Below are 12,391 nucleotides of genomic sequence, written 5' to 3'. Positions count from 1 at the left end.
GCGCTTGCTTGTTGGCGATCTCCGCCAACGGGCTAGATCCCCACCGCCCCCAGCAGCCTCCCCGCCCCATAGGTGACCCCCATGGCCAGCGCCCCGCCCACCACGTTCCGCAGGATCGCGCGGCCCGGGGCCGCCGCACCCAGCCGTGCGCTGGCCCAGCCCGTCAGGACCAGGGCCGCCAGCACCGAGACCACGGTCACCGGCAGCCGCCACTCCGCCGGCGGCAGGACGATCGCCAGGAGGGGCAGCAGAGCCCCCACCGTGAACGCCAGGAAGCTGGCGAGGGCCGCGTGCCAGGGGTTGGTGAGCTGGTCCGGGTCGATGCCCAGCTCCACGCGCGCGTGGGCGCGCAGGGCGTCCCGTTCCGTGAGCTGGACCGCCGCCTCGCCGGCCACCTCACGCGAGAGGCCGCGCCGCTCCAGCAGCCCGGTCAGCTCCTCCAGCTCGGCCTCCGGCTGCTCCTTCAGCTCGCGCTTCTCCAGGGCCAGCGCGGCCAGTTCCGAATCGCGCTGGGTGGACACCGACACGTACTCGCCCGCCGCCATCGACATGGATCCGGCGAGCAGACCGGCCAGCCCCGCCGTCAGCAGGGTGCTCCGGTCACCCGTCGCCCCGGCCACGCCGACGACGATGCCCGCCGTCGACACGATGCCGTCGTTCGCGCCCAGTACGGCCGCCCGCAGCCAGTTCAGCCGGGAGCCGAGCGCTCCCCCGTGGGCCTCGTTGTCGTGCGTTGGTTCGGTCACAGCAGGGAGGATCGCACCCGGAGGCCCACGGGCGCCGTACCGACGTCACCAGACCCGTACCGAGGCGCCCTTCGCGAACACCGGACTCGTCGCGTCCGCCGGAGGGGTCGACAGCGGTTCGGCGATCTCGGCCACCGTCGGTCCCACCTTCGCCGCGATCGGGTCCAGGAGGTCCAGATCGAAGCCGTAGACGCGGGCCGCGTTGCCGCCGAGCATCGCCGCGAGCTCGCCCCGCGGGACGCCGGCGAAGGCGAAGCGCAGGCCCTCACGGGTGTAGGGGTACGTCCCCTCGTCGTGCGGGAAGTCGCTGCCCCACATGATCTTGTCCAGGCCGATGCGGTCGCGCAGCGGTACCTCGTGCGGACGCATGAAGCTGGCGCCGACGAAGCAGTTGTCCCGCCAGACCGCGGACGGCGCCTCGCCCATCGAGTCCGCCAGGCCGACACCGAACTTCGACTCCGCGGTCGTCGCCCTGGTGGCCGCCGCCAGCATGCGGCCGTGGTAGTAGTCCAGCATCGCCAGCACCCCGGGGATCCAGCCCGAGCCCTGTTCCGTCAGGACCAGCTTGAGGTCCGGGTGGCGGCGGAAGGCGCCGCCGAAGATCAGGTGCCACAGCGCCCGGTGCGAGAACCAGGTCGTCTCGACCATGAAGACCGCGCGGGCGGCCGGTTCGTCGCCGAGCGGCGGGGACGCCGAGCCGGCGTGGTGGTTGACGGGGACGCCGAGTTCCGCGCAGACGGCCCAGATCGGGTCGTACACGCGCGCGTGGAGTTCGGGCAGGCCCGAGCCGGGGGGCGTGCCGGGCAGCAGGAGGCCGCCCTTGAGCCCCGCGCCCGCCGCCCAGCGGATCTCCTTCACCGCCTCCTCGACGTCGTTCAGGAGGATCTGGAAGACCCCGGCCCTGCGCCCGGGCGCGGCGGCGCAGAAGTCGGCCAGCCAGCGGTTGTGGGCGCGCAGGCCCGCCCAGCGCCGTTCGAACTCGGCCGCCGTCGGCGCCGGGGCCATCAGGGACCCGGACGGGAAGAACGGCGGGATGGTGTTCGGGAAGATCACCTCCGCGACGATCCCGTCCTCCTCCAGCTCCGCGAGCCGCCGCGCGGAGTTCCAGTTCCGGTCGGCCGAGTCGGCGAGCAGGTCCTCGTACGGGTTGACGTACGTCGCCGCCCAGACGTCGAAGTCGTCGTGGTGGCGCTTGTCCAGGTACGGCTTGTAGTCGAGGAGGTCGGCGCCCGCGTGGCAGTCGGCGGAGATCACCGTGTAGCGGTCCTGTCCGTTCATCGTTCCGCTCCCAGCACAGGGAAGTCGTTGTCCGTCAGCCAGTGCCGGCCCACCTCGCGCGAGCGGGCCCAGGAGGCCTCCACCACCGTCTGGTCGGCCTGCTGGCCGAGGTCGGCGGGGGTGGGGCCGATCCGGCGGGCCAGCGGGGCCAGGCGGTCCACGTCGAAGCCGAAGACCTCGGCCGCCGCGAGGCCCAGCATCCGGCGGGTCTCGGCCACCGGGATGTCGTGGAAGGTGCGGCGCAGCCACGCGCGCGTGTCGGGCCAGGTGCCCTCGGGGTGCGGGAAGTCGCTGCCCCAGAGGATGTTGTCGACGCCGATCTCGTAGCGCTGGGCGAGTTCACGGCGCTTGGTGTTGGTGGCGCAGACGAAGACCTGCCGGTCCAGGTACTCGTGCGGCGGGCGGCGCAGTTCCTCGAAGGGGGACAGCTTCTTGCCGCCGTGGGCGCCGAGGTAGAGGCGGTCCATGAACCACAGCAGGTTCGGCAGCCACCAGCAGCCGGACTCGGCGACGCCGAAGCGCAGCCCCGGGTGCCGTTCGAACGCGCCGGACCAGAGCAGGAACCACAGCGGACGGGCCGGCCACCACGTCACCTCGCTGACGTAGATGCCGAGATGGTCGCCGTACTCGTGGCGGGGGGCCGCCCCGGAGTGCGTGACGACCGGCAGCGCGCACTCGGCGGCGGCCGCCCACACGGGGTCGTAACGGCGGTCGTGGTAGGGCTCCTTGTCGACCCACATGGCCGGGATCATCAGCGCGCCGAGGCCCGACTCCTTCGCGCGGTACACCTCGGCGACCACGCGCTCCGTCGGTGCCGTGACGGGCAGCAGGGCGACCCCGCAGTGCCGTTCGGGGTGCTCCGACACGAACTCCGCCAGCCAGCGGTTGTGGGCCTGGGCGCCCGCCATGCCCAGCTCCGGGTCGTGGTCCCCGGAGAGGCCGAGGCCCACCCCGAAGGGCGCGGCCGTCCGGCTGTCGACCGCGTCGGCGTCCGGGAACACCACCTCGGCGGCCACCCCGTCGCCGTCCAGCTCCTTGAGGCGCTGCGCGCTGTCCCAGCCCCCGCGCAGCCCCTCCTCGTTGTCCTGGAACCACTTGGCCGCGAACGCCTCGTTGCGGATGCCGAGCCGGGTCATCTCCTCCCGGCGGCGCTCCCGTCCGGCGAGGAACTCGTCGAAGTCCCGGTGGAACCGGGCGTCCAGATAGGGCCGGTACTCCTCGGTGGGCAGTCCGGCGTGGCAGTCGGAGGAGATGATCAGATATGGGTCGTCGTACGCGGTCACCACTGCCCCCTGTCGGTCCAGGTGCTCAGTCCAGGATGAAGCTCTCGAGGTACGACGGGTTCGCACGGTCCAGCATCGAGGCGGCCCGTGCCCGGATCTGCGCGTCGCTGTGCGCGCTGTCGGGCAGCAGCCAGAAGCGGTCCGCGCGGATGCCCGCCACGACGAAGTCGGCGACCTCCTCGACGGGCGTGAAGGCGACCTCCTCGCCCGCCGCGCGCATCGCCGCCTCCCACTGGTCGAGACTGCGGTACGGCGTCCTGCGCGGCCGTTCCTTGGCCCAGCGCTCGGGCCGGTTGCGGTGCGACTCCCACAGCCCCGTGCGCAGCATGTGCGGCCCCGGGAAGAGCACCGAGGCGCCCACGCGCGCGTGCTCGGCCTTCAGGTGGGCGTACAGGGACTCGGTGAGGGTGACCACGGCCGCCTTCGTCACGGCGTACACGGAGGCCGTCGGGAGCGGGGCGATACCGCCGTCGCCGGAGGATGTATTGACCACATGACCGGGTTGACCCGACTTGATCATCCTGGGGAGGAAAGCCTGTACGCCGTGGAAGACGCCCCACACATTGACCTCGAACGCCCACTTCCAGTCGTTCGGTTCGTGCTCCCACATCCGGCCCTCGGCGCCCGAGCCGACCCCGGCGTTGTTGCACAGGACGTGCACCGCGCCGTAGGTGTCGTAGGCCGACTCGGCGAGTTCCAGGACCTGTTCGCGGACGCCGACGTCGACCACGCGCGCGTGCACGTCGGCGCCCTCCGCGCGCAGGCCGTCGGCGGCCTTCTCCAGCGCGGCGGTCTCGACGTCGGCGAGGACCACCTTGAGGCCCTCGGCGGCGAACCGCCGTGCCATCGCGAGCCCGAGTCCGCTCGCGGCGCCCGTGACGACGGCGACCTGTCCGGCCCGCAGCTCCATCAGGCCTCGCTTCCCTCGGGCGGCGCGTCGTGGATCTGGCGCGGGTCGTCGTACCGCTGGTGGACGTACGGCAACAGGGCCTGGGCGTCGACCCGTTCGGCGACCCGGCCGCGCTGGTCGCTGGTCTTCTCGCCCAGGGTGAGGTCGAGCAGGCGCAGCACGGGGAGGTCGGCGACCGGGTCGTAGGCCGACTCACGGAGGATCACCTCCCCGGTGACGCGCTCCAGTCGGCGGACCTTCTCCTCGCGTACGCAGTGCACGAGCAGCGGGTCGCCGTCGAAGCCCGAACCGTCCACGGCCGGGAGGAACTTGAAGTAGAAGTCGGTCTTCGGGGCGGGCGCGGGCGGCGGCAGCGGGCCGTCGACCCTGCCGCGCACCTCCACGAAGGCGACGCCGTGCCGGGCGAGGGCCGCGCGAACCTCCGGGCCCTCCCGTTCGACGGTCACCTCGCCGAGCTTCTTGGGCTCGCCGAACACCTCGCGCCCGCCGGTCAGGGCGCGTTCGTGGGTCATCGGCATCACCAGCGGGTACCAGCCCTCGACCGCGCCATGGGCGGCGGCGACGGCGAACGAGCCCGCGCCGAGCGGGTATCCGGGCAGCTGGACCTTGCTGATGCTGACCCGGGCCAGGGGCCGGCCGGTGGGTTTGAGCGGGGGCGGCAGCACCGCCGCGACCGCGTCCGGGTCGGTCTCCCAGACGGCCACCACCCCGGTGGACCAGACGTCCGGGAGCCGCGCGGTGCGCGCGGCCCCGATCTCCGCCTCGGTCCGAGCGCCGTACCGTACGCGTGCCATCCGCCGTACCGCCCTTCCGTCGGCCGCCGTCTGCGCCGGGCGGGGTGCACGCTTGCACCGGGCGGTGAAAAGGTCCATAGCCGCGCGAAGGGCAATCAGGACAAAGGTCCGCGCGCGGGCGACGGATTATCAGGACGAAGGTGCGCGGGTGTGCGACGGATTATCAGGACATGCGAACGGGTGGCTGACGCAGGTGACCTGACGGACCGGACTGTCGGTCGGGGCCCGTATCCTCAATGACCATGCTCGAAGACCGTACGACCGCAGTGTCCCCCGGCACCCCGTGGCCGGCCGCGTATCCGAAGGGATACGCGGTCGTCGACGTGGAGACCACCGGACTGGCCCGGGACGACCGGATAATCTCCGCGGCCGTCTACCGGCTGGACGAGCGCGGCGAGGTCGAGGACCACTGGTACACGCTGGTCAACCCCGAGCGGGACCCGGGTCCGGTGTGGATCCACGGTCTGACGAGCGAGGCGCTCGAAGGGGCTCCGCTCTTCAACGACATCGCCGAGGAGTTCTCGGCCCGGCTGGACGGCCGGGTGCTGGTCGCGCACAACGCCGTCTTCGACTGGCAGATGATCGCGCGGGAGTACGCGCGCGCGAAGGCCGAGCCCCCGGTGCGGCAGCGGCTGTGCACGATCGCGCTCTCCAAGGAGCTGGCGCTGCCGCTGCCCAACCACAAGCTGGAGACCCTGGCCGCGCACTTCGGTGTCGTGCAGCGGCGGGCGCACCACGCGCTGGACGACGCGCGGGTGCTCGCGGAGGCGTTCCGGCCCAGTCTGCGGGCCGCGGCGGCGGGCAACGTACGACTGCCGCTCCTTGAGTGCCGACCGCTGACGGAGTGGTCGGACACGCCCCGGATCGGGCAGCAGGCGAGCGGCGGCCACGGCGGCGGCTACCGGCCGACCAGCTGGCGGCCGTCCCGCAAGCGCCCGGCGTGCCCGTACCCGAACCCGGGGCGGTACGAGGACGGCGCGCCGCTCCGGCAGGGCATGCGGGTGGCGTTCTCCGGGGACACCTCGGTCGACCGGGAGCTCCTGGAGGACCGGGCGGCGGAGGCCGGTCTGCATGTCTCCACCAGCATCTCGCGGCTGACCAGCCTGCTCGTCACCAACGACCCCGACTCGGGGACGTCGAAGGTCGTCAAGGCCCGCCAGTTCGGCACCCCGGTCGTCGACGAGGCGGCCTTCGGCCAGCTGCTGCGGGACGTGGCACCGGCCTTTGGGAAGTGACCGTACGGACGGGTGATTGCCGTGCGACTCGCCCCGCGCCCGCTCGCCCGCGCGAGGACGACCGCCCACCCTGTGGCGCATGGCGAAATGCGAAGTATGCGGCAATGACTACGGAATGACCTTCGAGGTGCACGCGCAGGGCGCGGTCCATGTCTTCGACTGCTTCTCCTGTGCGATCCACCGCATGGCCCCGGTCTGCGAGCACTGCAAGGTCTCGATCATCGGCCAGGGCGTGGAGGCCGAGAACCAGTGGTTCTGCGGCGCCCACTGCGCCCGCGAGGCCGGGAAGGCGGGCATCGTCGACCGCGTGTGACCCGGTACCCGCCCGATCGCGCCCCACGACCGAGTTGTACGGTCGTGGGGTGTACCGCTTCCTGTTGACCCGGCAGTGGGTGATCCTCACCCTGATCTCGCTGCTTCTCATCCCCACGATGATCCGGCTGGGGATCTGGCAGAAGCACCGGTACGAGGAGCGCAGCGCCCGCAACCAGTTGGTGGCCGAGGCGCTGCACGCCAAGCCGGTGCCCGTGGAGCGGGTGACCGAGCCGGGGCACGCGGTGACCCGCAAGGAGCGGTACCACACCGTCACCGCGACCGGCACCTTCGACACCGCCGACGAGGTCGTCGTCCGCCGCCGTACCAATGACGACGACGAGGTCGGCTATCACGTCCTCACCCCGTTCGTCCTGGCCGACGGCAGGGTGCTGCTGGTCAACCGGGGCTGGATCCCCTCGGACGGCCCCAGCCAGACCGCGTTCCCCAAGATCCCGGCCCCGCCGGCCGGCCAGGTCACCATCGAGGGCCGGCTGATGCCCGACGAGACCACCGCGGCGAGCGGCATCAAGGACATCAAGGGCCTGCCCGACCGTCAGATCATGCTGATCAACAGCGCGGAACAGGCGCGCCGGCTCGGCAAGCAGGTGCTCGGCGGTTACATCCAGCAGACCGCGCCCGAGCCCAAGGGCGACACCCCGGAGCAGATCTCCGACCCGGGCAAGGAAGACGCCCCGCTGAACTACGCGTACATGATCCAGTGGTGGCTGTTCGCCGCGGGCGTCCCGTACGGCTTCTTCGTCCTGGCCCGCCGCGAGGCACGCACGCGTGCGGAGGCGGCGGCCGAGCAGGAGACGGCCGAGGAGGCGGAGCCCGCCGCCGTCTGAGCGCGGTCCCGTGTCACTCCCCCGGCCCACCCCCTGATTGGCCCCCCGGCCGGACGGGAAACCGGCTCCCGTGGACCGACGCATCGAGGACTACGCCCTCATCGGCGACGAGCAGACCGCGGCCCTGGTCGGCCGGGACGGCTCCATCGACTGGCTGTGCCTGCCCCGCTTCGACTCGGCCGCCTCCTTCGCCCGGCTCCTGGGCGACGAGGACCACGGTCACTGGCGGATCGCCCCGCAGGGCGCCACCGTCTGCACCCGGCGCGCCTACCGGCCCGACACCCTCGTCCTGGACACCGAGTGGGAGACGGCCGAGGGCACGGTCCGGGTGACCGACCTGATGCCCCAGCGCGACCGCGCCCCCGACGTCGTACGCATCATCGAGGGCGTCAGCGGCCGGGTCACCGTGCAGAGCACGCTCCGGCTCCGCTTCGACTACGGCTCGGTCATCCCGTGGATGCGCCGCTCGGGCGGCAACCGGGTCGCCGTGGCCGGACCCGACGCGGTGTGGCTGCGCAGCGAGCCGTCCGTACGGACCTGGGGCGAGGACTTCGGCACGCATTCGGAGTTCACCGTCGCGGAGGGCGAGCGGGTCGCGTTCGTGCTCACCTGGCACCCCTCGCACGAGCCCCGGCCGCCGCTCGTGGACCCGTACGAGGCGCTGCGCGCCAGCGTCACCGACTGGCGGCGCTGGACCGCCCGCTGCACCTACGACGGCCCCTACCGGGACGCGGTCGTGCGCTCCCTGATCACCCTGAAGGCGCTCACCTACCGGCCGACCGGCGGCATCGTGGCGGCCGCCACCAGCTCGCTGCCCGAGGAGCTGGGCGGGGTGCGCAACTGGGACTACCGCTTCTGCTGGCTGCGCGACTCCACCCTCACCCTCGGCGCGCTGCTCTCCGCCGGCTACCACAAGGAGGCCGAGGCCTGGCGCGACTGGCTGGTGCGCGCGGTCGCCGGCGACCCGGCGGACCTGCAGATCATGTACGGTCTCGCGGGCGAACGCCGGCTGCCCGAGTTCGAACTGCCCTGGCTGCCCGGGTTCGCCGGATCGGCGCCCGTACGCGTCGGCAACGGCGCCGTCGACCAGCTCCAGCTGGACGTCTACGGCGAGGTCATGGACTCGCTGTCGCTGGGCCGCACCGCGGGTCTGCCCACCAAGCCGCACATGTGGGCCATCCAGTGCGCGCTGATGAAGTTCCTGGAGAAGAGCTGGCGGCAGCCGGACGAAGGGCTGTGGGAGGTGCGCGGCGGCCGCCGCCACTTCGTGCACTCCAAGGTGCTGGTGTGGGTGGCCGCGGACCGCGCCGTGCGGACCCTGGAGGATCACGCGGAACTCAAGGGCGAGCTGGAGGGCTGGCGGGCGCTCCGCGACGAGGTGCACCGGGAGGTCTGCGAGAAGGGGTACGACCCGAAGCGCAACACCTTCACGCAGTACTACGGCTCGCGCGAGCTGGACGCCTCGCTGCTGCTGATCCCGCGCCTGGGCTTCCTGCCGCCGGACGACCCCCGGGTGATCGGCACGGTGGACGCGATCCGCGACGACCTCGGCCACGACGGTTTCGTGCGCCGCTACGACACCGACGCGGTCGGCGTCGACGGCATGCCGGGCGGTGAGGGCGCCTTCCTGGCCTGCTCGTTCTGGCTCGCCGACGCGCTGCACATGACGGGCCGCACCGACGAGGCGAAGGAACTGTTCGAACGGCTGGTGGGGCTGGTCAACGACGTGGGGCTGCTCGCCGAGGAGTACGACGCGGGGCTTGAGCGCCAGCTGGGCAACTTCCCTCAGGCGTTCAGTCACATCGGGCTGGTGAACACCGCCCTCACGCTGTTCGGGAGCGACCAGGCAGGATAGGGGCCATGGATCTTGGACTGAAGGACCGGGTGTACGTCGTCACCGGAGCGACCCGCGGGCTGGGCAACGCGACCGCGCGGGAGCTGGTCGCCGACGGGGCGAAGGTCGTGGTGACCGGACGGGACGAGAAGCGGGCCGTGGAGGCCGCCGCCGAACTGGGCCCGAACGCGGTCGGCGTCGCCGTCGACAACGCGGACCCGGACGCGCCGGCGCGGCTGATCGCGGTCGCGCGGGATCACTTCGGCGGCTTCGACGGCATCCTCGTGAGCGTGGGCGGGCCCCCGGCCGGGTTCGTCGCCGACAACACGGACGAGCAGTGGCGGAGCGCCTTCGAGTCGGTGTTCCTCGGGGCCGTACGGCTGGCCCGGGCCGCCGCGGCCGAACTGACGGACGGGGGTGTCATCGGGTTCGTGCTGTCCGCGTCCGTGTACGAGCCGATTCCCGGGCTGACGATCTCCAACGGGCTGCGGCCGGGTCTCGCCGGGTTCGCCAAGTCGCTGGCGGACGAGCTGGGGCCGCGCGGGATCCGGGTGGTGGGGGTGCTGCCGTCCCGGATCGACACGGATCGCGTGCGCGAGCTGGACGGGATGTCCGCGGATCCGGCGGCGACGCGAGCGGAGCACGAGTCGCGGATTCCGTTGCGGCGGTATGGGACGGCGGAGGAGTTCGGGCGGGTGGCCGCGTTCCTGATGTCTCCGGGAGCTTCTTATCTGACGGGGATCATGGTTCCTGTCGATGGGGGGATGAGGCACGGGTTCTGACGGTTGTTCGTCGGGTGCGGGTTGTGGGGGCTGGTCGCGCAGTTCCCCGCGCCCCTGACGGGGCGCTTCTTCTTGACGGGATTTTCAAGTGACCCTCTCCGCGCGGTGTTTGACTGACGTCAGTCGGACATCTGCGGGGAGTTTCTTCAGGGCCGCCGAGTCACGGGCGTGTGCGAGGGCCTGGGCGGTCAGGTCGTCCAGGGCCGTGGCCGGGGAGACGTCCGGCTCCAGTTGGAGCCAGACCCGGACCTCCGGGGCCGTGCGCTTCCCCCGGAGGACCGCCTGGGCGTGGGCCACGCCCTCCTGGTGGGCCGCGTCCGTCGCGAGGACCGTCTCCAGGGCCCGGCCGCGCAGGAGTGCGCTCTCGCCGTCTCCGGTGTCCACCAGGACCTCGGGCAGCCGGCGGCGGCGCAGTTGGGCGGTCAGCCACCACAGGGAGAGCAGGACCAGCACGGCCAGTGCGGCGAGGACCGTCGGCCACCACCAGCCCGCGGCCCGCCAGTGGGTGCGCTCGGCGGTGCTGAGCAGCACGTCGTGGCGGCCGGTGTGGATCCACCAGGACGGCGGCGGGGCGCCGAGGCCGACGGCCAGCACAGCGCCGCCCAGGGCGAGGAGCAGCAGGCCCGCCAGTCCGACCAGTACGCGGTTGACCGCACCGAGCATGACGTCACCCCTTCCGGCCGGGTCGCAGCACCAGCAGGGTCAGTTTGGGCGGGCGGGCGAGGCCCAGGCCGCGGATCGCGTCGTTGAGGGTCGCGTCCAGGTCGGCCCGTACCTCGTCGAGTTCCCGGAAGTGGGAGATGACGAGGACGTGGGCCCGGGAGCGGTGCAGCCGGACCCGGACCCGCCGGACGCCGGAGATCTCCATGGCCCGGTCGCGCAGCACCATCGCGGCCGCGTCGCGGCGCAGGCCCGCGCGGACGTCGGGGTGGGTGCGGCGCATGGGCAGCAGGTGGCGCAGGCCGGGGGTGGCGGCCAGGATCAGCAGCCACAGGCCGAGGGCGGCGGCGACGCCCGCGCCGGCCAGCACCCAGGTGTCGTCGAGGGGCCGCTCGGCGAGTTGGCGGGCCAGTGCGCGGCGCCAGTGCATGGCGGGGTGGTGGGCGCGTACGGCCGCGATGTCGTACAGGAAGGCGCCCGCGGTCACGAGGACGAGCACGGCCACCACGGCCGCCGGGACGCGGCGCGGGGACCAGAAGCGGGCCTCGCGTCCGGCCGGGGGTGCGGTCTCAGGCGGCGGTTTCTCGATGACCTGTGTCTGCTCGGTGCTCATCACGCCCTCCCCTGGGTCCGGGCCGGATGCAGCCGTTCCACGTGGACGGCGACCTCCGGGACCTCCATGTCCACCAACGCGCCTACCCGCTCAACCACATGCCGACGCACGGCCGCGCACCGGGCGCCGATGTCGGACGGATAGTCCAGTTCGAGATGGACCCGGACCCGGACCGCCTCGTGGAGCACGACGACCGTGGCGTGCGGGGGCACGGCGTCCTTCGGGAGGCCGCCGAGCGCCTCGCGGGCCGCCTGGGAGGCGACCTTGGCCACCACCCGGTCGGCGATCCGCAGGGCGCCGCGCTCGCCGGGCGCCACGGCCGCCGGGGCGCTCTGTGTCTCACCGCTCGTGGAGGTCATCGCCGACGGTCACGCCGGTCGTCGCGGGTGCGGAAGAAGTCACCGAGTTCGATGTCGCCCTCCGCGAACCGGCCGACGACGAACCCGACCGCTCCCAACGCGGCCACCAGCAGGAAGGCGCCGAATCCGCCGAAGTACCCGGCGAAGCCGAGCGCCATGCCGGCGATCATGCCGACCACGGCCGTGCTCATGGTGCGCTCCCCTCAGCGGTCACTGGAGCCGGGACTCCGGCTCTTCTTCCTCTTCCTCCGGGAGCTTCACATCACTCACGGCGATGTTGACCTCGACCACTTCGAGTCCGGTCATGCGCTCCACGGCGGCGATCACGTTCTCCCGCACCGCGCGGGCGACATCGGAGATCGACACGCCGTAGTCCACGACGATCTCCAGGTCGAGCGCGGTCTGCACCTCGCCGACCTCGGCCTTCACCCCGCGGGTCACGGACTTCGAGCCGCCGGGCACCCGGTCGCGCACCACGCCGAAGGTGCGGGCCAGTCCGCTGCCCATCGCGTGCACGCCGACCACGTCCCGCGCCGCCAGTCCGGCGATCTTCTCCACGACGCCGTCGGCGATCGTCGTACGCCCCCGGGAGGCCGGATCGCCGCCGCCCCGTCTGGTCGTCTTGCGGGTGGTCACCGTGGGGTCCTTCTCGGCCTCGGCCGCCGTCTCGCTCATCGCCGCGCGTCCCTTCCGGTCGTCGTCCTGCGACCACGGTAAGTGCGGATGCCCCGTCATGC

The 12,391-nt window shown here is 72.5% G+C and carries 15 protein-coding genes; 5 read left to right on the top strand and 10 right to left on the bottom strand.

Translation table 11 applies throughout. From position 1 onward, the window contains the following. Positions 1-32: 32 nt before the first annotated feature. The 5 genes from ACIPSJ_RS08385 to ACIPSJ_RS08365 are packed head-to-tail and all read right to left on the bottom strand — an operon-like array spanning position 33 to position 5,011. Entirely contained in the window at positions 33-746 is a 714-nt protein-coding gene (locus tag ACIPSJ_RS08385; RefSeq protein ID WP_401344455.1) for a VIT family protein, read from the bottom strand. Between the two features lie 45 nt (positions 747-791). Then, a complete protein-coding gene (locus ACIPSJ_RS08380) occupies positions 792-2,024 on the bottom strand; it encodes an amidohydrolase family protein (protein WP_401344454.1) in 1,233 nt (410 codons plus the stop codon). Then, positions 2,021-3,307, bottom strand: a complete 1,287-nt coding sequence (locus tag ACIPSJ_RS08375) for an amidohydrolase family protein (RefSeq protein ID WP_401344452.1) — start codon at positions 3,305-3,307, stop codon at positions 2,021-2,023. Before ACIPSJ_RS08375 ends, ACIPSJ_RS08380 begins: the two co-directional genes overlap by 4 nt. Before the next feature lie 25 nt (positions 3,308-3,332). Further along, complete coding sequence (locus ACIPSJ_RS08370; RefSeq protein WP_359220549.1) at positions 3,333-4,217, bottom strand: SDR family NAD(P)-dependent oxidoreductase; 885 nt, start codon at positions 4,215-4,217, stop codon at positions 3,333-3,335. After that, the gene (locus ACIPSJ_RS08365; protein ID WP_401344449.1) at positions 4,217-5,011 is read right to left on the bottom strand and encodes an acetoacetate decarboxylase family protein; all 795 of its coding nucleotides are present in this window, start codon (positions 5,009-5,011) and stop codon (positions 4,217-4,219) included. The genes ACIPSJ_RS08370 and ACIPSJ_RS08365 overlap by 1 nt, the downstream gene beginning before the upstream one ends. A 242-nt stretch (positions 5,012-5,253) precedes the next feature. On the opposite strand from ACIPSJ_RS08365, the gene ACIPSJ_RS08360 reads away from it, so the two are divergent. The 5 genes from ACIPSJ_RS08360 (at position 5,254) to ACIPSJ_RS08340 (ending at position 10,022) form a co-directional block, all read left to right on the top strand. Continuing rightward, positions 5,254-6,246, top strand: coding sequence for a DEDDh family exonuclease (locus tag ACIPSJ_RS08360; protein WP_401344447.1), 993 nt, complete (start codon positions 5,254-5,256; stop codon positions 6,244-6,246). A 79-nt stretch (positions 6,247-6,325) separates the two neighbouring features. Next, positions 6,326-6,559 (top strand): hypothetical protein, encoded by a 234-nt coding sequence (locus tag ACIPSJ_RS08355; protein WP_046727968.1) that lies wholly within the window; start codon positions 6,326-6,328, stop codon positions 6,557-6,559. 49 nt (positions 6,560-6,608) lie between these two features. After that, positions 6,609-7,406 (top strand): SURF1 family protein, encoded by a 798-nt coding sequence (locus ACIPSJ_RS08350; RefSeq protein ID WP_401344445.1) that lies wholly within the window; start codon positions 6,609-6,611, stop codon positions 7,404-7,406. Between the two features lie 70 nt (positions 7,407-7,476). Beyond that, the gene (locus tag ACIPSJ_RS08345) at positions 7,477-9,261 is read left to right on the top strand and encodes a glycoside hydrolase family 15 protein (protein ID WP_401344443.1); all 1,785 of its coding nucleotides are present in this window, start codon (positions 7,477-7,479) and stop codon (positions 9,259-9,261) included. Positions 9,262-9,266: 5 nt separating this feature from the next. Further along, positions 9,267-10,022: an SDR family oxidoreductase gene (locus ACIPSJ_RS08340; RefSeq protein ID WP_359220562.1), complete on the top strand. Its 756-nt coding sequence runs from the start codon at positions 9,267-9,269 to the stop codon at positions 10,020-10,022. An 84-nt stretch (positions 10,023-10,106) separates the two neighbouring features. Here the strand turns inward: ACIPSJ_RS08340 and amaP are convergent, their stop codons facing one another. Genes amaP through ACIPSJ_RS08315 form a run of 5 tightly spaced genes read right to left on the bottom strand, consistent with a single transcriptional unit; the run spans position 10,107 to position 12,329 of the window. Beyond that, a complete protein-coding gene (gene amaP, locus ACIPSJ_RS08335) occupies positions 10,107-10,685 on the bottom strand; it encodes an alkaline shock response membrane anchor protein AmaP (RefSeq protein ID WP_401344441.1) in 579 nt (192 codons plus the stop codon). Positions 10,686-10,689: 4 nt separating this feature from the next. Beyond that, the gene (locus ACIPSJ_RS08330; RefSeq protein ID WP_401344439.1) at positions 10,690-11,295 is read right to left on the bottom strand and encodes a DUF6286 domain-containing protein; all 606 of its coding nucleotides are present in this window, start codon (positions 11,293-11,295) and stop codon (positions 10,690-10,692) included. Continuing rightward, a complete protein-coding gene (locus ACIPSJ_RS08325; protein ID WP_359220569.1) occupies positions 11,295-11,654 on the bottom strand; it encodes a hypothetical protein in 360 nt (119 codons plus the stop codon). Before ACIPSJ_RS08325 ends, ACIPSJ_RS08330 begins: the two co-directional genes overlap by 1 nt. Further along, positions 11,651-11,845, bottom strand: a complete 195-nt coding sequence (locus ACIPSJ_RS08320; protein ID WP_355716039.1) for a hypothetical protein — start codon at positions 11,843-11,845, stop codon at positions 11,651-11,653. Before ACIPSJ_RS08320 ends, ACIPSJ_RS08325 begins: the two co-directional genes overlap by 4 nt. 19 nt (positions 11,846-11,864) lie before the next feature. Next, positions 11,865-12,329, bottom strand: coding sequence for an Asp23/Gls24 family envelope stress response protein (locus ACIPSJ_RS08315; protein ID WP_359220571.1), 465 nt, complete (start codon positions 12,327-12,329; stop codon positions 11,865-11,867). Between the last annotated feature and the right edge of the window lie 62 nt (positions 12,330-12,391).

This window comes from Streptomyces sp. NPDC090088, from assembly GCF_044747345.1.
In the GTDB taxonomy this organism is placed as follows: Bacteria; Actinomycetota; Actinomycetes; order Streptomycetales; family Streptomycetaceae; genus Streptomyces.
This window is presented reverse-complemented; position numbering and strand designations above follow the sequence as displayed.